Raw genomic sequence first — 21,958 nt, 5'->3', positions numbered from 1 at the left:
GGGATCTGACGGCGGTGCTGGCGAACGACACCGGGGTCTCGGCCAGCGATGGGGTGACCAGCGACGGCACAGTGACGGTCGGCGGGATCGCGGCGGGCTCGACCTACGAGTACTCGACCGATGGCGGGGCGACGTGGCAGGCGGGCACCGGAGAGACCGGGACGGGCGGTGCGAGCTTCACGCTGCCCGAGGGCACTTACAGCGACGTGCAGGTGCGCGAGGTGGATGCCGCAGGCAATCCCGGCGCGCCGACCTCGCTGGGCGGGGTGACGGTGGATACGGGCGCGCCCGATGCGCCGCAGGCCGGGCTGGTGCAGGATACCGGCATCTCGGATGCCGATCAGATCACCAGCAACGGCACGGTCGCGGTCAGCGGCCTGGAAGCCGGGGCGACGTACGAATACTCCACCGACGGCGGCACGACCTGGGTGGCAGGGACCGGCACCAGCTTCACGCTGGGCGCGGGCACGTACGAGGACGTGCAGGTTCGCCAGATCGATGTGGCGGGCAATGTCGGCGAGGCGAGTTCGTTGGGCAGCGTGACGGTCGATGTGAGCGCGGCAGCGCCCACGCCGGCGCTGGAGAGCGACACCGGGACCTCTGCGAGCGATCACGTGACGAGCGATGGCACGGTCTTGGTCAGCGGCCTCGAGGATGGCGCGAGCTACGAGTACTCCACCGACGGCGGCACGACCTGGGTGGCCGGCACCGGCACCAGCTTCACGCTGGGCGAGGGGACTTATGCCGATGTGCAGGTTCGCCAGAGCGATGCGGCGGGCAATGTGAGCGCGGCGGCCTCGCTGGGCGCGGTGACGGTGGATATTCCGGTCGCGGTCGACGATGCTTCAACTTTGAACATGGGGGCGCAGAGCAGTGTTACGCAACCTGCCCAGACGGATACGGACGTTCAGGTTCTGGGGCTGACGGAATCGACCATTGGAACCGATAACAGTGTCACGATCAGTGTGCCTGCCGGTGATACCGGATCGGTCCGCATCGAAGTGGACCAGACTGCGCTCGTTGCTGTGGCCGATGCATATCGCCTTGATGTCATCGATTCGAATGGCAACGTTGTCTATTCGGCAGTTACCCCGGATTCGCTGGTGGGGGATGTCGCAGGGCTGCATGTTCTGGGGCTGACCGGAAACGATGGCCTTGTTGCCATCGTCGAGGGTTTGCAGCCGGGTAATTACCAGGTCGTGGTGCGCAACGATGAAAGCGCTCTGGCACAGCTCCTCGATACGGATGGTGGTGGTGTTTCGCTTCAGGAACTCGGGCAGGCGGGCGTTGTTCTGGGGCCGAACAACCAGACACTCGTGCTCGATGCCGTCGACAATGCCTTGGGTGGGGGGCTGCTGGGTGATACGGCGCGAGGACTGTTGGAAACGACCCTTAATCTGACGACCAATCTGGGTGTGGGAGATCTGGTCGGCATTTTGACGACGCTGCTGAGCAACCCGTTGATCAATGCGCCGCAACTGCTCGATAATGTGCTTGGTGCTGTGTCCGATACGCTGTTGAGCAATACATTAACGCTGCTGCAGTCTACATCGATCACGACCCAAGTCACCGATTACAGTTATGCCAACGAGACGGTGACAGGAAACGCTATTCAGGGCGGAGCGAACGGAGGGCAGGACCACCTTGGCGGCGGAGCGACGATCACCCAGATCGCGAATAGCGATGGTGACACAGTCGCCTTGTCGGCCACCGGCAACACGTCGATCGTCGGAGAATATGGCGTCCTGACCATCGCAGCGAACGGAGCCTACAGCTATTCTGCCTTCGGTAATCCGAATTCGGCCGGTCACTCGGATGTGTTTACGTATACGCTTTCCGATGGGCACTCGTCGGATACGGCGACCATCACAGTCGGTATTCAAGGGGCTGCGGTAAGCGCTGCCGGAGACGTTGCGACTGCCGGAATCCACTGGAACAACGTGGTCGACAACAATTACTACAATGCAAATGCATCCCTGATCGGCGCGCTTGGGACGCAGACCTACAACAGTTCCAATATCGTGATCGGAGCCAATGAAACGGTATCGGGAAGCGTTATCGTTTCTACCACGGTATCGGCACTGGCCAACGGCGTGGTGCAGATACAGGAACTGACCGGGACCAATACGTGGACCACGGTAGGTACAGCCAGCTATAATATTGGAGTGGGCGTGCTGGGGCAGATCGCATCGATCAACCTTTCGACGCTCAATCTGGATGCGGGCACATACCGGGTGCATACGACCCTGAACGGGGTTCTATCGACGCTGAACATCGCTACCGATGTCAATGTCACGTATACCAATCAGTACGTGCACGACACGTCGACGATAGCCACGGGCAATATCCTGAGCAATGATCACCAGGGCTCGTTGGTGACGGAACTGGAAGTCTACAACCGGACGACCGGGGCATATGTGGACGTCGATGCTGGCAGCCCTGTCACGGTCGCAGGCCAGTATGGATCATTGCTGCTGAATGCGGACGGCAGCTATACCTACACGCCTTACGCCACTCAGTCCCACTTCACGACCGCGCAGGTTGACAGCTTCCAGTATCAGCTGGTCCATCCCTCCGGCCAGATCGCCACGGCGACACTGGCTGTGACAGTGCAGCCTTCGGGGGCAGGTATTCCGACTACGGCGATCGCCTCTACCCTGAGCACGGAGAGCGACACCGCAACGACCACGCATTCGCTGCTTGCGACGACAAGCGTCGGTGCCGAAACGGTTTCGACCGAAGGTTTGACCGCAGCGAACGATGATACGGCAAGTTCGCATGCCCTTGCGGCAAAGGCCGCCACGAGCGCGGTCGCCTACGATATGTTCGAAGGGCAGGGCAGTCTGGAAACGGTTCTGGAAGGATACCTCGATCGCGTGCATCCGCGCACCGAAACCGATACGACGACGCCCTTGCCAACCGTCAGCGAAAGTTCACAAGACACCAGTATTGCTGCAGTCTCCAATGATGACCCTCTGGGCTATCTGGATATGCATCCGCAAATCCTGCGGGAGGATCAGTCCAACCACCATCTGCAAGTATAATTAAATTTGTTCCCAATGGATAAGGGGCTTTACCTAACTGATAACTTACTGCAACCTCGCCCTTGCTAACTTCCTGGAGGTGGCGGGTGAGGATGATGCGGCGACCAGAAGCGGGCCTGCAAGATCTAGTCGGACTTGCTTGTCTGATTTCGATTGCATTGCCGGTATCTGTTGCAAGTGCGCAGAATATAGAACCCCTCAAGCCAGCCGGGCCATTGACTCTGGAAGTCGCGGCCCGGCGAGCCGTGGAATGGCATCCATCGATCCAGGCCGCTATCGATCAGCTCAAGGCGAGCGGGACGGCGGTCGATGTGGCCAAGTCTGGATATCTGCCGCAGGTGACGGCGGGCGGCAGCACCGCTTACGATAATCTCACGAATACCAGCTGGCGGCCGCGTGCCAGCATTTCCGCGACGCAGATGCTGTATGACTTCGGCAAAGTGTCCAGTTCGGTCGCCGCTGCGCGAGCGGGCACGCGGATTTCGGAAGCGGATGTGTTGCTGGCCGTCGATACGGTGGTCAGGGATACCAGTTACGCGGTCATCGAAATCCAGCGCAATGCAGCCCTCCATCAGGTTGCGGTGGAGCAACTGCATACCATTCAAGGCATCAGCGATCTGGTAAGCCAGCGCTTCAGAAAAGGCGCGGCGACGCGATCCGATGCGCTGCAGGCGGAATCTCGCGTGCAATCCGCGCAGGCCACGCTCGAACAGATCGAGGCGCAGCAGCGGCTTTGGAACAGCAATCTGGCGCATCTGCTGGGCGTAAGTGAAGCTCCGCCGGTGTCATCCGACGTCTCCGCTGAGCTTGAGCATGCCTGCTCCCGCGGAGAGCCGGATTGGGATCGCATTCCAGCGATGATGGAAATCACGGCGGAAAAGGATCAGGCCAAGGCCAATCTTCGCCTGAACAGGGCAAATTCCATGCCGACCATCTCGCTCGGTGCAGGGGCATCGGCGGATGTCAGCGATCCGCTGTCGCGAACGGCCGAATACAATTTCGGTCTCAGCGTATCGAGCCCGCTCTACAGCGGCGGCGCGAACCAGGCGCGGACAAGGGGCGCCTCGTTCGCGCTGGGCGCGGCTGAAGCAGCCGAAGCCAACGTGCGCAACGAAGTGAGCCGGGCATTGGCTGAATCCCAGCGGCAGATCGGCAGTTACGAAAGCGTGGTGAATACCCTTCAGGCTCGCCAGGAAAGCATGAAGGAAACGGGAACGCTGTATCAGCTTCAGTATCTGGACATGGGAACGCGCACGCTTGTCGATCTGCTGAATGCCCAGCAGGAGTTCCATCAGGCCCGCTTCGATCTTGTGAACACCCGGCACGATCTGCTGCGCCTGAATGCGGATTGCCTGTACAACTCCGGTGCTGAACGCGACGCTTTCAGGTTGACCGGCATGACTGTCGAGGGAGTCGAGCTGTGACCGAGAACCCTGGTGAAGCGGCCGAATTCCGGGTGGATGCTTGGCTGGAGGGGTTCCGGCACGTTGCGCAGCATTACCGGATTCCCGTCTCTGCGGAAAACGCGAAGATCGCGAGCCTGTGGCAGGGGCATAGCAGCACGGACGAGCGCATTCGCAACCTTGCGCGGGGGATGGGGCTGCGTATCCGGTTCGCGGATAGCAAGGCCTTTGCTGTCACCAGCGGGAGGCTGCCCGTCATCGCTGAACTGGCCAGTGGCGATCTTGCGATTGTAACGGCCATCAGTCTGGAAAACGACGCTGCGGTGATCGTGACCGGGGAAGGGGGGCTGCCGAATGCCTTGCCTCTGGACGAGATCATGCGCGAGGCGGTGCGCTTTGCGATCGCACGGCCTGCGCGCGGAGTGCCCGATGCTCGGGTGGACACGTATATCCGGCCCTATCAGGAGCATTGGCTGCGGCGCACGCTGCTGAAGGATGGCGGCTCCTACACCCATGTGGTTGTCGCTTCGTTTATCACCAACCTGCTGGGTCTCAGCACTGTCCTGTTCTCCATGCAGGTTTATGACCGGGTAGTACCGGCGGAATCCTTCCCGACCCTCTACGTGCTGTTCATCGGCGTGCTGCTGGCGATCGGCTTCGATTTTCTGCTGCGGCGATTGCGCATGAGCATCATCGACGTATTGGGCAAGCGGGCAGACATGCGCGTGTCCGATCAGGTGTTCGGACATGCCATAAGGGTGCGTAATCGCGATCGGCCTGCTTCCACGGGAACATTCATTTCGCAGCTGCGCGATCTGGAGCAGGTGCGCGAGTTGCTGACATCGACGACGGTTGCGGCTCTGGTCGATCTGCCGTTCTTCTTCCTTTTTCTGGTGTTCTTCTGGTTCATTGCCGGGAGCCTGATGCTGGTGCCGCTGGGCGCGCTGGTGCTGCTGGTCCTTCCGGGGCTTCTGGCGCAGCCGAAGTTGCGTGCCTATGCCACGGAATCGATGCGGGAATCGTCCCTGCGAAACGCAATGCTCGTCGAAGCGGTGCAGCGCTTGGGAGACATCAAGACGCTGCAGGCCGAAAGCCGCTTCCAGCATCACTGGAACCATTTCAATGCCGTCGCCGGAGAGGCGCAGCTGAAGTTGCGGGAACTGACGAACAGCCTCACCGTCTGGACCCAGAATGTTCAGAACCTGTCTTACGCCGCCGTGATCTTCTTCGGTGCACCGCTGGTGATGGCGGGCGAGATGACGACGGGCGCACTGGTCGCGGCATCGATCCTGGGGTCGAGGATGATGGCGCCGATGGCGCAGATAACGCAGGTTCTCGGGCGGCTTCAGCAAGCTCGGGTCGGCATGAAAAGCGTGGATCAAATCATGGCGCTGCCGGTGGACAGCCCGGCGGACGAGCACCGCATCCCGGTTCCCTCCGTCGCTGGCCATTTCACCTTGCGCTCTGCCGTGTTCCATTATGGCGATACCACCGCAGCGCCGGCCCTGAGCGTGAACGAACTCGACATCCGGCCCGGAGAGAAGGTCGCATTGCTGGGGCGCAATGGTGCTGGCAAGAGCACCTTGCTGCAAGGTCTCTCCGGAATGATGCAGCCCACTTCCGGAGAAGTGCTGCTGGACGATCTGGCGCTTCACCATATCGATCCGGGCGACGTGCGCCGCGACGTCGGCCTGATCACGCAAAGCAGCAGGCTGTTCCATGGCACCTTGCGCGACAATCTCCTGATGGGGGCGCCCAATGCCACCGGGGCGGAAATCGTCGATGCGCTGCACATGGTGGGTGCGGACGAATTCATCCGGCGAACGCAGGCCGGGCTGGAATACATGGTGCAGGAGGGGGGCGAGGGGCTGTCCGGAGGGCAGGTGCAGGCACTTCTGCTCGCGCGCCTGTTGCTTCGCCAACCGACGGTGCTGCTGCTCGATGAGCCTACCGCTTCCATGGATGATGCCACCGAACGGTTGTTCATCGAGCGGTTCAAGGCCTGGAGCGCGCCGCGCACCGTTGTGGTGGCCACGCATCGTCTGCGGGTGCTGGATCTTGTTGACCGTATCATCGTGATTCACGACGGACAGGTCACGCTCGACGAGGGCAAGGATACAGCGTTGCAGATCATGCAAGGGAAGGGGAAGCCCTCATGACTGGCTGGAACGATAGCGACGACGATCTGTTCGAGGACGAAAAGGACAAGCGTTTCACGCTGGCCACACGAACGATCTGGGCCGTGGCGGGACTGTTCGTGGTGGGGGTTGCCTGGGCCTCGCTCAGCCCGCTGGATGAGGTGTCCACCGGAACCGGACGAGTGGTGCCCACTTCGCGCGATCAGGTGGTGCAGTCGCTGGAAGGCGGCATCCTCAAGAAGATGTTCGTGCGCCAGGACGATATCGTCGAGCCGGGTCAGTTGATTGCGCAACTCGATCCCACGCAGGCGGGGTCGACGGTCGAGGAAAGCGAGGCGAAGTATCATGCCGGGCTGGCTGCGGCGGCTCGCCTGAAGGCGGAAATCAACGGCACCCCGATCAGTTTTCCGCCGGAACTCGACAAATATCCCGATCTCAAGGCATCCGAGACCAAGCTCTACAATGACCGGCGCCAAAGTCTGGCCAGCTCGGTGGCGCTGGTGGATGAATCCCTTGTGCTCATCAACAAGGAGGTGGGGATCGGTGAATCGCTCATTGATGTCGGTGCTGCAAGTACCGTGGAGGTTCTCCGCCTCAAGCGTCAACGCGCGGATCTTGAGCTGAAAAAGTCGGATCTCCGCTCTCAGTATGTCGTCGATGCCCAACAGGAACTGGCAAAGGTCAATGAAGACACGACGGCCCTGGCGCCGGTTGTTCGCGGACGCTCCGACACCTTGCAGCGCCTGACTTTGCGCTCGCCTGTGCATGGCATCGTGAAAAGCATCGATGTCTCGACGGTCGGCGGCGTCATCCCCCCCAATGGCGAGGTCATGCAGATCGTTCCGCTGGGGGATCAACTGTTGATTGAAGCGCGCATGTCGCCTCGGGATATTGCCTTCATCCATCCGGGGCAGCGCGCGACGGTCAAGATCACGGCTTACGATTACGCGATCTACGGAGGGTTGCAGGGAAGGGTCACGACCATTTCACCGGATACGATCCGTGATGAGGTGAAGCCGGATATATATTATTATCGGGTGTTCATTCGGACCAATTCGGAAGCCCTGGTCAACAAGCTTGGTAAGCGCTTGCCGATCAGTCCCGGCATGATCGCCACGGTTGATGTCCATACTGGCGAAAGGACCGTTCTGGAGTATCTTCTGAAGCCTTTCAACAAGGCTCGGGAAGCGTTGCGTGAACGATGAGCTATAGTTCACTTGTGTGCATAAAAATATGTAATAATTATAATAAATTACGTCAGTTCATAATCGAAAAAGTGAATTTTTTGTTAAGGCCTTTGCGTCCATTTTGGTGCTGGCGGTAGCAGGTGCAGGATGAGATGAATGGCTTATGCTGAAGCTTTCATTGAAGAGTTTGGGGTCGGCACATATTTGCGTGATGCTGCAAGAGGGCAAGGACCCTCCCATTCCAATCTCTGTGGAGGTGTAAATAATAGCCTTCTGGAATGTGCCAAGAGGCTGCTTTCTTCTCGTCAAAGAATTGCAAAAATTGCACCGAGAGGGCTATTTCGTGATTCTGCTTGGGATATGATGCTCGAGCTTTTCATAAGCTCGGAACAAAATACGACAATTTACATAAAGCAATTGATGCTTGTCTCCGGCGAAACAGCTGCTTCGGCGATGCGCCGAATAGACCGTCTCGCTGCAGCAAATTTTCTTGAGCGAATTCCCGATATATTTGATCATCGCCGAGTTGTTGTAAAGCTGACGCAGCGAGGTAAGGAAGCCATGAAGATCATGCTGAACGACCTTGATAGCGCGTCCTGCGCGTAATTCCCATTATGGAATTTTTGGCGAGCTGGGCGGCGTGGATATTATGCGGCGCGCGGCTTGCTGTGTCTGCGGATCAGGGCAGCGGTGTACCATCCGGTGCCCAAGTTCTTGATGTATTGTCTGCGTGACTATTGGGGCGGCCGATGCTTACGCGCTTGGCGGTGCGCCCGACAGGAATTAGCCGGTTTGGTGCTATCCGGCCCGATTTTGCCCGACATCGTTCAGCTGCCATCCGCTCGCCGACAAGGGATGTCAAAAGCCGCTGTTCTACCGTTTGGGCGCATACTGTATGATCGATCACACGGCGGTAGCTGTTCTTCACCAGTGAATCGGCACCGATCCGGATATCGCCATCTTCGCTTATCCGTGCCTCTGTAACGAATGCAGTATTTTTAGGCTATTACGCAAGACATGCCGCACGAATCGTTACTCCAGATACTTTGTCGAAGGGCATGGGGCCTTCTTTGCACACTGGCGCTTCTTGTGGTTGCGGGCGGATGGTCCGGGCCTGCGTCAGCTACAAACCTGCACATCAACCGGCCCTTGTGCCATGCCGTGAGCGCGGTCGAAGTTCCGCAAGGCTATATGCCTGCGAGGTTCAATTGTACGGGCATGCCCAGCGGGTATCAAAAAGGCGTTCTGTGGTTTTACGATGTCCTGCCTTCGGGCGTGGACCTGAATGACGAGTTGTCGCTCATCATCCACAGTTCGCGCTTCGACCGGTTGGCGGTGACTTTCGTCTATGCGGACGGGAAGACGGAACGACAGGGCGTGCGCAGCGGTGATTTTGGCGAACACTGGCGGGCAGGGGGGCAACTTGCTTTTCGCGCACCGCAACGCGACGCTCGCCTTGTCGGTTTCATTATGCGCTTCGACAAAGTCGCAAGCGCACGCCTTTTGCGTATGCGGCTCGTCGAAAACGGTGAGGAAGCTACGCAAACCACTGGCTTGGCGGCCCTGGTCGGCGCGGCTCTGACGCTGTTGCTGGTGGGCGCCATCTACAATGCATCCCTGGCGCTGACCATGCGCAACCAGTTTTCTGCCTGGCAGGCATCATGGGCAGTTTGCATGATCGCGTGGGGAAGTTGCTGGTCGCAGCTTCATCTCTTCTTCCTGCCCTGGATGGCCGGAGCAGTCTCGGCGCAGATCTGCACCGGCCTTTCCTGTCTCGCGATCTCTCTGGCAACCCTGAGCGCGGTCACGGCGCTCGACAAGAGCGATGTTGCCAAATGGCTCAGGGGGCTGGCTCTGGGGCTGACGCTTGCCGTCAGTCTTCTGGGCATTCCGATTTCACTGATGCGGTCTGGACCGATCGACCTGTTGGGCAGCGTGCTATCCTTGGCAGTTCTCGCCGATCTGCTCGTTGTCACGTGTTGCCTCGGCCAGGCCTGGCGGCGGGGCAGTCTCTCGGCGCGCCGCTTTGCGGGAGCGTGGGCAGTCCCGATGGTCGCGCTGGCCTCGACCAACTTTTTCGACGCCGACGCCATGTTCTGGGGAGGTGGATCCCAGATCCTGGTACTCTTCGCGGCAGCATGGCAGACCCTGTGGCTGTCTGTGGCAGCTTCCCGTTCGCACGCGCGCCTCAAGATGGAACGGGATTTGGCACGTCACGCTGAAGCCCAGGCGCAGGAACTGGCACGCCGAGATGTGCTGACCGGATTACCCAACAGGCGGGGGTTCATTGAACGTTCGCAAGCAATTATGGGCGCTGCGCACGATCGAGACGAGGCCATTGCGCTCCTTTTGATCGATGTCGATTGGTTCAAGTCCATCAACGACGTGTACGGTCACGATGCCGGTGATGCGGTGCTTCAGGCGATCGGCGAATGTCTTGCTGACCACGAAAGCGCATCTTGTGCGGTTGCACGGCTCGGTGGCGAGGAGTTCGCCATCATGATTGCTGGTCTGATGGACATGGATCTGATGAATTTTGCAGATGGCCTGCGCACGCAGATACGGGATTGCAGGCACGGAGAGCGAATTGGAAATCGTCCCGTCACGGTCAGCATTGGCGTCGCGCAAAGTGTACTGATCGCGGATTTTCAAGCGCTCTACCGCCTGGCCGATGAAGCACTTTACCAGGCAAAGCGGGGCGGTCGCGACCAGGTCTCGGTTCGCAGTCTGGATTTTTCGGAAGCAGGGCCGGACGGTGCAGAGGCCATGATCCTGCTAAAATGACAATTGCCAAGGTGGTTGCAGAAGTTTGGTCCAATCCAGGCAGGATGGCGAGGGCGAAATCCCCGTGTCGCGGCTGGTTGTCTCGATCTCGAGGCAGGCCTGTCATGGCGGCGGCGGGATTTTCGAAATCGCAGTCGGTGCAAGGGGGCATCTGATCATGTCTTGGTGGCGTGAAAGGACCAAGTATTACTGGATGCTCGAGATGTGATTTGCCCTACGAAAAATTGCGCCTGGACTGTCGAATATCCCGTATCTCCATACGGAATACGCTCACTGCCATGCGACAAGATGATGTTTTTGATGTTAATTTTCCGGTATCAGAGAGAAATCCTGTTGCGAGGTCGACACGCTCAGGTGTTTTGATAATCCTGACTTGATCCCGTCTGGCGGCATAGTAGACTTTAGCCGCATCGAATATCTTCGGTGCCGAGGCGTGAGAACCTCGCAAGTGTATGGATTTAGGGTTCATCCTGCCCCGCAGGGTGGGGCCGGGTTGCCGACACATATGTCCAAGCCGCTTTGAGCGGTCGAAAAGCGTCGGCGCATGTCACTTGCATGTTCTCGTACCCGGCCAGCCCGCAAGCCGGACCGGTGGTCGTCACAGCCGGTGCCCGGAGCGCAAAAGTGACCGGCGCCGTGTTCGACGCGACGACTGGGGAGGGCGCGTTGCAGATTGCCGCGCCGGACGTGCCGATCGCACTGGAAGAAACCGGCCCCGAGCGCGCCGTATTTCTGCGGGGAGTGCACTCGAGATGGACACTCCGGCCGTCCCCAAGACCATCGAGCGCCAGGACTGACGTGGGTTTCGGGGATGCTCACACTGGATGCGAGCCCGCTTGGGGACGCGATTGGCGCGATCAATCGCTACAACCGGGTCAGGATCAGACTGGCGCCTGGCGTATCGGGATCCCGCCCCTGACCGGTGCCTTCCGGGCGACCGATCCTCAAGGCTTTGCGCAGGCCGTGGCGCGGTTGCTGAGTTTGCGCGTGGTACAGGATAACGCAACCCTCCTTACCCTGTCGCCTCGAGAATAGTCTGCGCCAGGTCCGTTAAAAAATCTCATGGTGATTTCCTAATTCTGCGTCCCATCTCCTGAACGTCCAATAAGGTCTTCAGTGGAAAATAAAAAAGTGAGGAAAAATGCCTGTGCCGCCACGCTGTGGTTAGCAACGACTTCGCTTGCCGTCGGGATTGTTTTTTCATCGGCCGCTTTCGCGCGTTCGGACGATACGATTACGATCGATTTTCCGGAACAAAGCCTTGCACAATCGCTCGCGGACGTGGCTTTGCTTTCGGGACGAACCGTCCTGGCCGACGACAGCAGTGTGTCCGGTCAGCGCACGGCTGCTCTTCGCGGCACTTTCACGCTCCGGGAAGCGCTCGCGAGGCTCCTGGCCGGGACCGGTCTGCTCGCCGTGCGCGCGCAGGACGGATTTGTCGTACGACGCGCAGGCGCGCCTGTTGCGACGCACGGAACCTGATCAGCGCCGGAAGCGGATCAGCCGGCGATTATGGTGACGGGCAGCCGCATCCGCGGGGCGCCGGTTTCCTCGCCCGTCATTGCTCTCAGCCGCGAGCAGATGCAGGAGGAGGGCAAGGCCGATCTGGGCGATGTCGTTCGCAGCATTCCGCAGTCGTTCGGCGGTGGGCAGAATCTGGGGCTGGGCTCCAATATCCCGACGGCCAGCGGGGGCGATGTCGGCGACGAGCAGGCGTTGACAGAGGACATCATCGCCTTGGCGAAGCAATATGGTGGTTACGGTTACCGCCGGGCGACAGCGTTGCATGTGCCATGCGGGATGGACGGTAAACCATAAGCGGGTCGAGCGGATATGGCGGCGCGAAGGGCTCAAGGTGCCGCAGCGCCAGCCAAAGCGCGGACGTCTATGGCAGGGCGACGGATCATGCATCCGCCTGCGGCCTGAGTATCCGAGGCATGTGTGGGCTGGATCGTCGAACCGCTGAGAGCCTGCAAGAGCTGGAGCAGGGCACCCGACGCTTCAGTCGCAGACTGACCGGAAACCTTGAGCGCCGCCGACGTGCCGGACACGAACTCCAGCAACTGCGACTGGCTCAGGCCGAGGTCTTTGGCGCTGGCGGAAATGCGGCTGTAGAGCGTGCCGACGCTATCGAGCTCGGTGCCGTACTTCTGGGCGATCTCGTACAGGTCGTTCTGGGTCTTTGCGAGGTTCTGCCCCTCCAGACCAGCGACCTTCAGGCTGTTCGTGAAGCGGGTATAGCCGTCAGCCAGATTGGCAATTTCGCGGACAGAAAGGCCAGCGCCAATGCTGGCGGCGAGCCCCTTCACAGACGACGAGATCACGCCTGTCGACTGCCGCATCTGCCGCTCAAGCGACATGACGCCGCGCTCCATCTCCGTGAATCCGCCATTCGCAACACGGGTGGCGTTCTTCATGTCGGAGAGGAACTGACCGTTCTCGACGATCAGGCGCAGGATGACGGGATCGATTTCTGCCATTGCGGCAGGCTATCGGAGGGGGTTAGGTGGGATTACCGTTGTTGGAGGGATGCCATGCTGTAGATTATCGGTTGGCTCGGCTGCGCTTACCTGGTGATCAAAGCCTTGGAGATGACCGCGAACCCAGCCTATCGCGATGATGCTGGTATGCTGAAGTCCCCGGCAATGGGGGCTATTGGTCTGGCCTGGTTCGGCGCAGTTGGGTTTGCGCTATGGCTAGCGGCCCAAGGTGGCGCCTTTCCGCAAAAGTCCAGTGCTGAACAGGCTTCTGATGATCTGAGGGCTAGAATTACGGCTCAATGCATTGAACTCGCCCATACCCCGGAGGCCGCTGCAAAATGCGGAGGATCGGGGGGCAATTAAATCATTTCCATCCCCTTGCAGAATCAGCGGTCCGGGCTTTTACCTACCGGCTGATCTTGAGGGGATTCAATGAAACGACTTGTGATGGCTGCGGGGCTTGCATCGTGCTTGATGCTGACTGCGGCTGCGAAACCGCCGCGTATGGTCCGCCTGGACATTGCCACTGCACAGTCGCCGGATATTCTGATCCAGTGCATCAAGCAAAAGATATCAGGACTTCCCTCTAAGGAGGTGCCTATAGAAGGTGGCGGGGTGAGCGTTCAGTTCAGCCAGCAGATGAATTGGTTCAAGCGAGCACCGATGCTGTACTGGAACATCGTTCCGAGGGACGGGGCCAATCACATCACTTTAGGATACCGTCACCCGATGTCAGAAAAGACAGCGGCCAAAGACCTCAGGATCGTTGGCCGTAAATGCTTCCCTTACGAACTGGAGGCAGCGGGAGGAGGCAGGCTGTCGGATGATGCCGATGCTGTAGATACTGGCGCGCCAGTGGCTGATGGGTCTGCAGGAGCCCGGTGACGATTACCCAGCGCGGACTGCGAGAAGGCAGGGGGCTTATTTTTTCCCTGCTCCGTCATGCGAAATGTGAATGGGTAATCTGCCCCATTGAAGTGAACCGTAAGCGTAACATCGTAAGGAATGCGAACGCCAGACGGCTTTTCAATCACAACCACCCCGCCGTAGCTGTTGTCGGGATCAACGGTTGTGGTCTGCAGAATGTCCGTGGCGAGGGTTCCCAGGGTGTATTCTAGCCGGTTCTGGATTCCGACAATACCAGCGGTCCCCGCTGCGACCGCTCCAGTGGCTGCCAGCACCCCGAGAGAGTTGTCTCGATAGCTGGTCGCCCAGGAGTATGTGCCGCGCGGCGTTCGCACGTTACCGTAATAATGATCAGTTGTGTGAGCGGTGGACGCCGCTGCCGCTGCCACTCCAGAAAGTAGCGCAAGCCCGACCATGGACCAGGCGGCACGGCTCTTTGCCCTTTTTTGTAGCTCTTCGCGGCTTAAAACAGGGATTTCATTCTGCCCTATCGATGCCGTGACATTCTCGATGCCGACGTTCACGGAGTCATCACCCTTATTGTAGACCGCTACAGCGAAGGTCGCGTGATTGTGGTCCAGCGGCAGCGGTGTGACCGTCACCGATCCGGTAGCCGTCTCAATATTCAGCGTGGGAATGCCGGTGCGGTAACGGATAGTTTCTGGCCCGGATTGGATGGGATAGAGGATCAAATCCGCAGCCTCTGCCGGAACCGCTCCAAAACAAATCGCCGCAATCGCGATCCCATGCACAATCTTCATATTGCCCCCTCTATGTCGCCCTGATCAATTCGCATAGCATCGGCGCATGGGTTGCTAAAGTGTATTTGGCGACGTCTACCCCCGATGCGCATCAACAAACCGCCGCAACCGTTCCGGATCGCTGACGCCCGAAGATACTCCCGGCTCGGTATGCGCTTCCTGATCCGCGGCCGCTTTTTTTTGAGCGAAATGCCGGAGATCGCGGCGTGCAGAATTGACCAGGCGATGTGCAGACCCTCGATCATGGGCCGGTTCGGGAAGGTGTATTCGTCGACGAGATTGCGCGCCGTGATCGGCCCGACCTCGATCTCGGAGCCGTCGACAAACCCCGCATTGCTGCCCAGCAGGCCAAGCCGGATCGTCTCGCGAATGTCCGTGACCTTGGCCGATCCGCCACCCATGTAGACCGGCGCCTCGCCCTGCATACCAAGGCCCGCGCCCATTTCGTCGTACATCTGGAAGATCGACTTGTTGCCGCATACCCGCTCCAGTTCCAGCACACGGGGTAGCGGGAGCCAGAACGAGTAGCGACCGTTCGCGAAATCCAGTTCGACGCGGGTGTCAGGCATCAGGCGGCGACGGTCCAGACGAGATCGCCTTCACCCTCGATGGTGACTTCGATCGTGCCGGGGGTGTCGGTGGTCATCGCCTGGTTGCGCGTGGTGAGGATGCCGGTGCCTGCATCGGTGCCGTCGTCGCGGTAGAGCTCGACATTGTACGTCTTGCGGACACCGAACGCATCGCCGTACTCGGTTTCGAGGTCGATGTTGTCGTTGCCCGAGCCGCTGGTCTGCCACGACGAGCCCGTGACGCGCAGCTTGCGCTTGCCGGGGCGGTTCGGCTTGGCGCAGTCCCGGCGATACGTCTCGCTGGTCTGGGCCGAGCGGTTGATGGTGGCGCTCTCGACGCCGCACAGCAGGGTGAAAACTGCCGGCGGGCCGTCAGCGGTCTGCAGTTTGATCAGGGCGAAGTCGGCGCTATTCGGCTCGGACACGGGCAATCTCCAGCATGGGTTTGCTGGAAGGTAGGGCTGCTTAGTCCTCGGATTTACCGCCGTTGCGCTGGGCCTGCTTCTCCAGCCATGCGGTACGCTCGCGCATCTGGCGACGGCGATAGTCGGCCTCGAACTCGGATGCGGACATGGAGCTGGCTTCCAAGGCGAGCATGTGCAGGTTCGTCGATGCGGTCTGGCTGATCCGGGCCAGTTCATCGACGCCGACCGAGATATCCTCTTCCGTGATGATGCCCTTGCGGATCAGGATCTTCATCAGCTCCTTCATCACGAGATAGTCGGTGTCCTGCATGACGCGCAGGGTATCAGCCTGCGAAGGCCTGCGCCACTACAGATGCAATGCCATGCCAAGCGTCGGCCTCATCGCCATTGGCCATCAGGCGGGATGACTGGACGATGAACCGGTAGCGGCGACCCGCGACCGTGAAAGCGTGGTTGTGGATGGCCTCGATAACCGCGCTGTTCATCCGGCCGGTATAGTCCCGCGCCGTCTCGATCATCGCGCCGCTGGTGTCGTAGGCGGGCTTGGCGAAGCTGTGCAACTGGAAGCTCACCTGCGACCGGGCGGTGCATCCGCGACCCGCTGGGATCGCCTACGTCCCGTCAAGGCGGATGAACGGCCAGACCGCCGCGCCGTCAGCGTCAACACCGGCAGTACCGGGCTGGGGATCGATCAAGGCCTTCGCAACGATCTGGGCAAGCGGTGCATCGGACTTGAGCGAGATTATTGCGGCACGCTCAGTTTCCCTCAGCAGATCGCTCGCCATCGTCCGTCGCCTCCTCTTCCTTCACGGCACCGGCCTTCTGCGCGGCGCAGGCGACCTCGTTTGTCACCTCGATCTCGACGTTCGGCGGATAGACAGCCTCGCGGTGGCCGGGCAGGGGGTGGCGATATTCGCGGGTGAAGGTGACCGTCTTCATCATGTGTCTCCTGATTTCGATCTGCGCACCACGCTGTCCACGGCCTTGCGGACGAGCTGGGTGACTGCCTTGCGCTTGGCGTTCTTGGCGGGCTCCATGTACGGGCGCGCGGCCATCTTCGACGTGCCGAACTCCAGCGGGGCGGCGTAGGGCGCGTTGCTGCTGACCTCGACCGCATCCAGCTGGCTGACCGATGGGCCGAGGCCTATCACATTCTACCGGAGGGTTTCACGCGGGCCGCGACCCAGAAGTTCGCGCTCGAAATCGCGGAGGCCGATGCGGCTGCCGAGAGCGGCATGACCGTGCTGACCTTCGACCAGGCCGAAACGATCGAGGCCGTAGCTGCCGCGATCCGTCGCAGCGATCTGGCGGTGGCCACGCTGACCAATGGCGTGACAGAGGAAACGCTGTGCTGGCAGGACCCGGAAACTGGCGTGTGGCTACGCGCCCGGCCCGACTTCCGACCGAACAGCATCCTGACCAAGCGCGCCATGATGGTGGTGTCCGATCTCAAGTTCGTGGCCGAGAGCAATGCGAGCCCGGAAGGCTTCGCCAAGGCGATCCACAACTTCGGATATCACCAGAGTGCCGCCTTTTACATGGACGGCATCAAGGCGATCTACGGCCACTATCCGACCCATTGGGTCCATGTCGTGGTCGAGCGGGATGCCCCGCATTGCGTCGCTCTCTACGAGCTGCCCGGCGAGGACATTGAGCGGGGCAGGGTGCTGAACCGCCGCGCGATCAACCTGTTCGCCCACTGCCTGCGCGAGAACCGCTGGCCCGGATACGCCGATGAGCCCGCACAAGTCGGTTTGCCGACATGGGCCCGCATGCGCATCGACGACCTGACCCCCGAAGAAATGGCCTTCGCGGCCGCTGCCTGAGCAAGGAATCCCCATGGCTACCCAGATTGTGACCCACGAACCCGCCAGCGCCCCCATGAGCCGCGAGGGCGAGGTTTTCGCCCTTCGTCGGCGGCAGGCACGCATGTTTGCTACCTCTCCGCTTGTGCCCGATCATCTGCGCAAGGGCACCGCAGAGCAGGCGCTGGCCAACTGCTACATTGCGCTGACGCTCGCGGAGGCCATGGGCGAAGTCCCGCTGATCGTGATGCAGAATATCCATGTCGTGAACGGCAAGGCAGGGTTTGCCACGCAGTACATGATCGCGCGGGCCAATAGCTCCGGCATCTTCCATGGCCGGATCGACTGGCGCATCGATCGATCAAACCCTCAGAACCTTTCCGTGACCGCATATGCCGTGCTCAAGGACACCGGTCAGGAGGTTTGAGGAAGGAGCACTGCCGCTGGAAATGATGGACCGGGCCGTGAAGACTGCGGCATTCCTAGTGAAGTACTACGGCACAGATGGCGACGGTGAGACGTCGTAGATCCAGCCGGTCGATCGCCCGCTGGACACCGTCACCACCCGCGCTCGGTTCGCCGTCGTAACGGTTACGATCGATGCGAAGACTTACATCATCGTTGACATCGGCCTGCGCATGCTGACGCCGCGCGAGCTGGCTCGGGCGCAGGGCTTCCCTGAAACCTACGTGCTTGACCCGATCGTTCGCAAGTTCCTGCGCGGCAAGTGGGTAGAGCGCCGCCTGACGATCGCTGAGCAGATCAGCGCGATCGGGAACAGCGTTTGCCCGCCTGTTGCCCGCGCGCTCGTCGCCGCAAACCAGCCAGGCATTTCAGACCTGAGGATGGCCGCATGATCATCCCCTAAATCCAGAGCAACCTGCCCGGACTGGCGCGGAATCCTATCGAGCCGGGCGCACGCCTCGATGACCTCGGCGCCGACGCGCTGACCCGTCATGGCATTGCGCTCGATCTCGGCAACATCACGGGCCGCGACATTCCCGACGCAGAGGCGCTTGCCTGGGATACCGTGGGCGATGTGATGGCGAGTGCGGGGGAGGTGGTGACATCATGAACGCCATTGCTCTCCCGACCACCGTCGCCGACATCATCGCGGAGTACGCCGCGTATGCCGGTCTACTCCGGCCTTCGTGCCTTGCTGGACGCGATGCCCAGGACGGCAAAGACGATCCTGACGACGGCAAAGGGTGAGCTGCGGAAAGTCGATCCGCGACCGACCCACTTCATGCACAAATGGGGTGAGGCGACGAAGGCTGCAAAGCTGTCGGGCCTTCATTTCCACGACCTGCGCGGGACGGCCTGCACCATGCGGGCCGATGCTGGAGCGACCCCTTCGGAGATCGCTTCGATCCTTGGTTGGACCATCAAGACAGTGATCGAGATGTTGGAGCGGTATCAAGCCATGACCGCCACACAGAGTGATTCTGCCGTGGCGAAACTGGAGGCGCACCGCCTCATAACTGCTGAAAATGGAAAGTGCCTCAGATGATTGACACCATGAGACTCAGCAAAAACCCTTGGCTGGGGCGGCAGGATTCGAACCTGCGAATGCCGGTACCAAAAACCGGTGCCTTACCACTTGGCGACGCCCCATCAGGGAAGTGGCGCTTAGCGATAAATTACCGGGCTGAAAAGGCCTCTCGGCAGGAAAAATAGTCATTTCGCAGCCGGTGCGGCGGCGTTCCTCCGCACCGGCTGCAAAGCATCAGTTCGTGCCGAGGATTGCGTCGATATCCGCTGCGCTGTGACGGTTTTCTATGAAGCCTTCACCCTTGCGGTTGACGATCGAGCCGCGCTTCACGCCGCGACGCTGGCCAAGCTGGTTCGACCAGCGCACGAGATTTGCATATTCGCTGATCTGCAGAAATTCACCGGCATTGCCATAAGCCTCGCCATTCACCATGCGCGAGAACCAGCCGTAGGCGGCCATGTCGGCAATGGTGTAGTCTGCGCCGGCCAGATATTCACTATCGCCCAGGCGCTTGTCGGCCACGTCGAGCAGGCGCTTGGTCTCCATCGCGTAGCGGTTGATCGGGTACTCGTATTTCTCGGGCGCATAGGCATAGAAGTGCCCGAAGCCGCCGCCGATCATCGGTGCGCTGCCCATCTGCCACATCAGCCAGGAAAGGCATTCGGCGCGTGCCGGGCCGGACGTGGGAAGGAAGGCGCCGAACTTTTCTGCCAGATGCATCAGGATCGCGCCCGATTCGAACACGCGAAAGGGTTTGTCGCCCGAGCAGTCGAGCAGGGCGGGAATTTTCGAATTCGGGTTGATGGCAACGAAATCGCTGCCGAATTGGTCCCCATCCATAATTGATACGAGCCAGGCGTCATACTCAGCCTCGGAGAATCCGGCGTCGAGCAGTTCCTCGAACAGGATTGTCACCTTCTGGCCATTGGGGTGCCGAGCGAGTGCAACTGGAAGGGGTGTTCGCCGCGCGGCAGGTCCTTGTCATGCGTGGCACCTGATACGGGGCGATTGAGCGTTGCCCATTGGCCCCCGTTGGCCTTGTCCCAGGTCCAGACTTTGGGCGGGGTGTAAACGGGATCGGACATGGCAAGCTCCTGCGAGGAAAGGTCGCGAGGGGAAGTAGGAAGCGGTCTGCATCCCGACAAGGCTCCGATGAACCCATCATCAATCCAGTGAAAATACCTAAGGTTATCTTCAGGTGCGGATCAGTGATGTGCCGGTAAGGAGGGCGGCAGGCGCCATCGCCCAAGGGCACAGAAACGCCCGGTCGCACATCCATCCCTGAGGTCATGTCTGCATGTCGAGCCTTTCCGCGTTTTCGTCCCTGTTGCCGCGCCGTTTTTCCGCGCTGGAGCCTTTTGTCGCATACTGGGCTGTCGACGATGCGCACTTGCGGGCGACACGGCGCGATGCGGCCAGTCTTGAAGCGTGTCGGGATTTCGATGTCGCCGTGCGCGCTTTTCTGCCGCTGGCGCTGGCCTATCTCGATCTGCTGCCACGCACCGCGCACGGTCTGGAGGAGCAGCGCTTGCGGAATTTGCTGCTGGGGCATGCACATGCCTTGCAGGTTCTGCGCTGTGGTGAGGGTCTTGCGCAAGGTAAGCCGCTCTCCCCGTCACCAAGGCCGTTTCATTGATGGCGTGAAACGACAGAGGCCTAAGAAAATTCGGCGCATGAAAAGGGCGCCGAACCCTTATGGTTTCGGCGCCCTTTTTTAGATCCGGTCGATGCGGTGCCTGCTCAGGCGATCTTGCGGACCCAGCCGTGCGTGTCGCTTTCCTGGCCGCGCTGGATCGCGACAAGACGGGCCTTCAGCTTCTGGGTGAGCTGACCGGGGCCGCCCGTGCCTATTTCGAAATCGCCGTCATGGCCGCAGACCTTGCCCACCGGCGTCACCACAGCGGCAGTGCCGCAGGCGAAGGTTTCCAGCAGCTTGCCGGAAGCAGTATCGGCGCGCCATTCGTCCATCGAATACCGGCCTTCGATCACCTGCAGTCCTTCTTCGCGCGCCAGTGTGAGCAGGCTGTCGCGCGTGATGCCGGGCAGGATCGTGCCGGTCAGTTCGGGGGTCAGGAGAGTGCCGTCCGCAAACACGAAGTACAGGTTCATGCCGCCCAGTTCCTCGATCCACTTGCGCTCTACGGCATCGAGGAACACGACCTGATCGTGCCCGCGCGCGATGGCCTCACCCTGCGGCACGAGGCTGGCGGCGTAGTTGCCTCCGCACTTGGCCGCGCCGGTGCCGCCGGGCGCGGCGCGAACATAGTCGCTGACCCAGATCGAGACGGCGGGTGAGCCGGATTTGAAGTAGTTGCCTGCCGGGCTGGCGATGACGATGAACTTGTAGCTCTTGGCCGGACGCACGCCCAGGAACGCTTCGGTCGCGATCATGAAGGGGCGGAGATAAAGCGAGGCGCCTTCGCCTTCGGGAATCCAGCCGCGATCGGCGCGGACCAGTCGCTCGATCGCCTCGATGAACAGCGCCTCGGGCAGCTCGGGCATGGCGAGGCGGCGGGCGGAGTCGTTGAAACGGCGGGCGTTCGCTTCGGGGCGGAACAGCGAAACGCTGCCATCGGCCTGCACGTAAGCTTTCAGACCTTCAAAGATTTCCTGCGCATAATGAAGCACGGCGGCGGCCGGATCGAGGGCCAGCGGGCCGCGCGGGCCGAGCGTTGCGTCATGCCAGCCGGTGCCTTCGCTCCATTCGATGACGACCATGTGATCGGTGAAGTGCGAGCCGAAACCGGGGTTGGCGAGTACCGCCGCGCGCTGCTCGTCGCTGGCCGGAGCCGGATGGGGCAGGGTGGTGAATGCGAGGCCGGTATCGGCGAGAGTCGCCATCGAAGGGTCCTTTGAAACGGGTGGGGGACGGCCCCAGTGAACTAAAATTGCCTAAATGACAAGGTAATGGAAATTTTCCATCGCGTGCATTTTTCTTAGCACCTTGTGCAAGCCACGCAAACT

22 protein-coding genes, 1 tRNA gene and 2 pseudogenes are annotated in these 21,958 nt (G+C 60.5%); 13 read left to right on the top strand and 12 right to left on the bottom strand.

Translation table 11 applies throughout. The features are described 5' to 3' along the window. Window positions 1-14: 14 nt before the first annotated feature. The 8 genes and pseudogenes from CI805_RS11595 to CI805_RS11560 all read left to right on the top strand — a co-directional run. Window positions 15-3,044: a beta strand repeat-containing protein gene (locus CI805_RS11595; RefSeq protein ID WP_260923451.1), complete on the top strand. Its 3,030-nt coding sequence runs from the start codon at window positions 15-17 to the stop codon at window positions 3,042-3,044. A 245-nt stretch (window positions 3,045-3,289) separates the two neighbouring features. Next, entirely contained in the window at window positions 3,290-4,468 is a 1,179-nt protein-coding gene (locus CI805_RS11590) for a TolC family protein (RefSeq protein ID WP_260923446.1), read from the top strand. Next, the gene (locus tag CI805_RS11585; RefSeq protein WP_260923444.1) at window positions 4,465-6,606 is read left to right on the top strand and encodes a type I secretion system permease/ATPase; all 2,142 of its coding nucleotides are present in this window, start codon (window positions 4,465-4,467) and stop codon (window positions 6,604-6,606) included. The genes CI805_RS11590 and CI805_RS11585 overlap by 4 nt, the downstream gene beginning before the upstream one ends. Then, window positions 6,603-7,790 carry an HlyD family type I secretion periplasmic adaptor subunit gene (locus tag CI805_RS11580; RefSeq protein WP_260923442.1) on the top strand — a complete coding sequence of 396 codons (1,188 nt, stop codon included), beginning with the start codon at window positions 6,603-6,605 and terminating at the stop codon, window positions 7,788-7,790. The genes CI805_RS11585 and CI805_RS11580 overlap by 4 nt, the downstream gene beginning before the upstream one ends. A gap of 138 nt (window positions 7,791-7,928) precedes the next feature. Continuing rightward, on the top strand, window positions 7,929-8,378 hold the full coding sequence (locus tag CI805_RS11575) for a MarR family transcriptional regulator (RefSeq protein WP_260923439.1): 450 nt from the start codon (window positions 7,929-7,931) through the stop codon (window positions 8,376-8,378). A 555-nt stretch (window positions 8,379-8,933) separates the two neighbouring features. Then, window positions 8,934-10,556, top strand: a complete 1,623-nt coding sequence (locus CI805_RS11570; protein ID WP_260923437.1) for a sensor domain-containing diguanylate cyclase — start codon at window positions 8,934-8,936, stop codon at window positions 10,554-10,556. A gap of 1,116 nt (window positions 10,557-11,672) precedes the next feature. Next, window positions 11,673-12,038, top strand: coding sequence for an STN domain-containing protein (locus CI805_RS11565; RefSeq protein ID WP_260923435.1), 366 nt, complete (start codon window positions 11,673-11,675; stop codon window positions 12,036-12,038). 222 nt (window positions 12,039-12,260) lie between these two features. Next, window positions 12,261-12,504: pseudogene (locus tag CI805_RS11560) on the top strand (IS3 family transposase); the annotation flags it as partial. On the opposite strand, the gene CI805_RS11555 reads toward CI805_RS11560, so the two are convergent. From CI805_RS11555 to CI805_RS11515, 9 genes are all read right to left on the bottom strand, one after another. Further along, window positions 12,407-12,898: a tape measure protein gene (locus tag CI805_RS11555; protein WP_260927956.1), complete on the bottom strand. Its 492-nt coding sequence runs from the start codon at window positions 12,896-12,898 to the stop codon at window positions 12,407-12,409. The pseudogene CI805_RS11560 and the gene CI805_RS11555 overlap by 98 nt on opposite strands. A 923-nt stretch (window positions 12,899-13,821) precedes the next feature. Beyond that, on the bottom strand, window positions 13,822-14,703 hold the full coding sequence (locus CI805_RS11550) for a hypothetical protein (RefSeq protein WP_260923434.1): 882 nt from the start codon (window positions 14,701-14,703) through the stop codon (window positions 13,822-13,824). Then, complete coding sequence (locus CI805_RS11545; protein WP_260923431.1) at window positions 14,700-15,272, bottom strand: gene transfer agent family protein; 573 nt, start codon at window positions 15,270-15,272, stop codon at window positions 14,700-14,702. The genes CI805_RS11550 and CI805_RS11545 overlap by 4 nt, the downstream gene beginning before the upstream one ends. Further along, entirely contained in the window at window positions 15,272-15,697 is a 426-nt protein-coding gene (locus tag CI805_RS11540; RefSeq protein WP_260923428.1) for a phage tail protein, read from the bottom strand. Before CI805_RS11540 ends, CI805_RS11545 begins: the two co-directional genes overlap by 1 nt. Before the next feature lie 40 nt (window positions 15,698-15,737). Then, on the bottom strand, window positions 15,738-16,007 hold the full coding sequence (locus tag CI805_RS11535) for a hypothetical protein (protein ID WP_260923426.1): 270 nt from the start codon (window positions 16,005-16,007) through the stop codon (window positions 15,738-15,740). Between the two features lie 13 nt (window positions 16,008-16,020). Next, a complete protein-coding gene (locus tag CI805_RS11530) occupies window positions 16,021-16,269 on the bottom strand; it encodes a hypothetical protein (RefSeq protein WP_260923423.1) in 249 nt (82 codons plus the stop codon). Window positions 16,270-16,308: 39 nt separating this feature from the next. After that, window positions 16,309-16,482 carry a hypothetical protein gene (locus CI805_RS11525; RefSeq protein ID WP_260923421.1) on the bottom strand — a complete coding sequence of 58 codons (174 nt, stop codon included), beginning with the start codon at window positions 16,480-16,482 and terminating at the stop codon, window positions 16,309-16,311. Then, window positions 16,454-16,639: a hypothetical protein gene (locus CI805_RS11520; RefSeq protein WP_260923418.1), complete on the bottom strand. Its 186-nt coding sequence runs from the start codon at window positions 16,637-16,639 to the stop codon at window positions 16,454-16,456. Before CI805_RS11520 ends, CI805_RS11525 begins: the two co-directional genes overlap by 29 nt. Continuing rightward, a complete protein-coding gene (locus tag CI805_RS11515; protein WP_260923415.1) occupies window positions 16,636-16,848 on the bottom strand; it encodes an HK97-gp10 family putative phage morphogenesis protein in 213 nt (70 codons plus the stop codon). Before CI805_RS11515 ends, CI805_RS11520 begins: the two co-directional genes overlap by 4 nt. A gap of 84 nt (window positions 16,849-16,932) precedes the next feature. Here CI805_RS11515 and CI805_RS11510 point away from each other — a divergent pair, with 84 nt between their 5' ends. The 4 genes from CI805_RS11510 (at window position 16,933) to CI805_RS11495 (ending at window position 19,012) form a co-directional block, all read left to right on the top strand. Then, window positions 16,933-17,523: a PD-(D/E)XK nuclease-like domain-containing protein gene (locus CI805_RS11510; RefSeq protein ID WP_260923412.1), complete on the top strand. Its 591-nt coding sequence runs from the start codon at window positions 16,933-16,935 to the stop codon at window positions 17,521-17,523. Between the two features lie 13 nt (window positions 17,524-17,536). Further along, window positions 17,537-17,929 carry a hypothetical protein gene (locus CI805_RS11505; protein ID WP_260923409.1) on the top strand — a complete coding sequence of 131 codons (393 nt, stop codon included), beginning with the start codon at window positions 17,537-17,539 and terminating at the stop codon, window positions 17,927-17,929. 211 nt (window positions 17,930-18,140) lie between these two features. Beyond that, window positions 18,141-18,359, top strand: a complete 219-nt coding sequence (locus CI805_RS11500) for a DNA cytosine methyltransferase (RefSeq protein WP_260923406.1) — start codon at window positions 18,141-18,143, stop codon at window positions 18,357-18,359. Between the two features lie 272 nt (window positions 18,360-18,631). Beyond that, on the top strand, window positions 18,632-19,012 hold the full coding sequence (locus tag CI805_RS11495) for a hypothetical protein (RefSeq protein WP_260923404.1): 381 nt from the start codon (window positions 18,632-18,634) through the stop codon (window positions 19,010-19,012). 29 nt (window positions 19,013-19,041) lie between these two features. On the opposite strand, the gene CI805_RS11490 is transcribed toward CI805_RS11495, so the two are convergent. Beyond that, window positions 19,042-19,116, bottom strand: a tRNA-Gln gene (locus CI805_RS11490). A 112-nt stretch (window positions 19,117-19,228) separates the two neighbouring features. Then, window positions 19,229-20,079 (bottom strand): annotated as a pseudogene (gene yghU / locus CI805_RS11485) (glutathione-dependent disulfide-bond oxidoreductase). 212 nt (window positions 20,080-20,291) lie between these two features. Between yghU and CI805_RS11480 the strand changes: the two are divergent. Beyond that, window positions 20,292-20,630 (top strand): hypothetical protein, encoded by a 339-nt coding sequence (locus tag CI805_RS11480; RefSeq protein WP_260923402.1) that lies wholly within the window; start codon window positions 20,292-20,294, stop codon window positions 20,628-20,630. Window positions 20,631-20,734: 104 nt separating this feature from the next. Here the strand turns inward: CI805_RS11480 and CI805_RS11475 are convergent, their stop codons facing one another. Then, window positions 20,735-21,835 carry a branched-chain amino acid aminotransferase gene (locus CI805_RS11475; RefSeq protein WP_260923400.1) on the bottom strand — a complete coding sequence of 367 codons (1,101 nt, stop codon included), beginning with the start codon at window positions 21,833-21,835 and terminating at the stop codon, window positions 20,735-20,737. Window positions 21,836-21,958: the final 123 nt, after the last annotated feature.

This window comes from Novosphingobium sp. 9 (assembly GCF_025340265.1).
Taxonomy (GTDB): Bacteria; Pseudomonadota; Alphaproteobacteria; order Sphingomonadales; family Sphingomonadaceae; genus Novosphingobium.
This window is presented reverse-complemented; position numbering and strand designations above follow the sequence as displayed.